Raw genomic sequence first — 1930 nt, 5'->3', positions numbered from 1 at the left:
CTTCTCGATTACCAATACCTAATGGAGATACAACGACTTTCGTTTTTCACTTGCAAAAGATGGAACTACTTCAAGCATATACTAATGAAAAATTGATTCTTGACCAGTTTATGTAATCTTTCATAAAATCATTTGATTGGTTATGGCTCATACTTTCAGTAAGCGATCGAGTACTGCAGTTTCTAATGCCTTTCCCATGCGAAGTTATTTCATTGTTTCATAGCACTTGGACAGCAAAACTAGGAGCTGTTTCGGTCAATGTAAATTTTTTAAGTTAAATGAAAAGCCCAATAGTCAACTCACTATTATTAAGGAAGCGCTATATATTAAATTCCTTAGCTTCCTTGGATTTTTATAATCTTTTCCCAATCTTCCTGGCTGTATGTCCCATAATCAAATTCATACAGGTCTGCATATTCTGGAAAGAAGTCTATAATATCTTCGTCTTTAACAGTATTCACTTATCCAACCTAAGTCACCATTATAGTAGCCAAGTCCATTTTCCAACCAAATTGAATTTGTGCTCCCATTTTATCCCCTCAGACTCACCAAAATTAAACATGTTATTACCAAAACGAGCAACCATGATATTGAGGATTTCGTTATATAGCTGAAATTTTCATCCACTCTATAATTTGTTTGTGTACTGCAGGACGCTCTCGATTTCCTATATTATTTTCTTTTTTTTTTACAACTGGGCAATGGTAAAACCATATTCACGGTCATCACTAGCGGAATGATTCAGGTTCATAGAAGTCCATATCAATTCTTGAACAAGGGGTAAATCCCTTAAATTGTGTGTCTCTAAATGATACAATAGTTTAATAAATTTATTTTCCAAATCCACATTTTAAAAGATGAGAATGTATCATAAAAGTGATGATACTAGCTATTTCGTCAAGATAGGTTACCTCTATCCTGATGCTTTTAACTCTATCTGCACTTATAGCTAAATCTTGCGATACTTGCGGGTAAGTTAGATAACCGCTTTCATTTTTGGTATCTGTCATACCTTGAACGTTTGCTTTAATTTCCATTAAAGCTTATTCACTATAAAGATACTTTGAACCTACGACAAACCAAAATACTATTTTCCTGTTCTATCTTAGTAACCTCTTTTCATTCGTTTAATAATTTTATAGTTTACCAGCTAAGCGAAATAGACACTGATTGGTTCCGCTTCCATTTTTTAATTCATCAATTGAATAATTTACTCGTTACAACCTCTTGACCTATTGCCTGAAAAATTCAAAAATCCTAGAAAGAGAAAAAATGTGTTAGAGCGGTTGTTCGCAGGAAACAGAAATTCCGTTTGGTGTTATTACCAGATCAATTTAAGGATATGCAGATGAAAGTTCCTTCTCTAACATTTCCAACTTAGCTTTTTGAGGACAAAAAGGAACTCTGATTTTTGTTGTTCCTATTCTAATCCTAGTGATATTGTTTTTATTATAAATTGCTTATTTCAGGTCTAATTGGTTGTTTTCAAATAAATCCTCCTCTGTCTGCTATTAAAAAATCTTGTAAAAAAAAGGTACCTCCAACTCTTTTTGAGATTATTAACAATTTAAGTATATTATTCATACGTACATACGTCAACATCACTCAACATTTGTACTAACAAGTTAAAAGGATTTTTCCTTCCAAATATCTGTTTCACTCGACATTTCTATCCTCGAAAAAATAAAACAAACGCTAATCAAATAGGATATTCAAAAAACGAGGATTTTTTCACCTTCTATTCTCATCTGTGATGAAATTCATCCGTACAAATATAACAAATTAGAAATTGAACAACTTTGAAAAAAGTAAAAAAAAGAATGCCAGAGAGTAAATTCTTTCTGGCGATACAAGATAGGAGAACATCCCCCACCGGGAACTAAGATACAAATTAAGTATAATGAAGCTCTTAAACTGTTCGAAAGGCTTT

Annotated in this window: 1 protein-coding gene; it reads right to left on the bottom strand. The window is 32.5% G+C overall.

The genetic code is table 11. From position 1 onward, the window contains the following. Positions 1-688 precede the first annotated feature (688 nt). Entirely contained in the window at positions 689-847 is a 159-nt protein-coding gene (locus tag AC0B9F_RS37985) for a hypothetical protein (RefSeq protein ID WP_459564312.1), read from the bottom strand. Between the last annotated feature and the right edge of the window lie 1083 nt (positions 848-1930).

The sequence above is a fragment of the Streptomyces sp. NPDC097129 genome (assembly GCF_055668065.1).
Note: the sequence above shows the minus strand (reverse complement) of the source record. Positions and strands in the feature narration are given on the sequence as shown.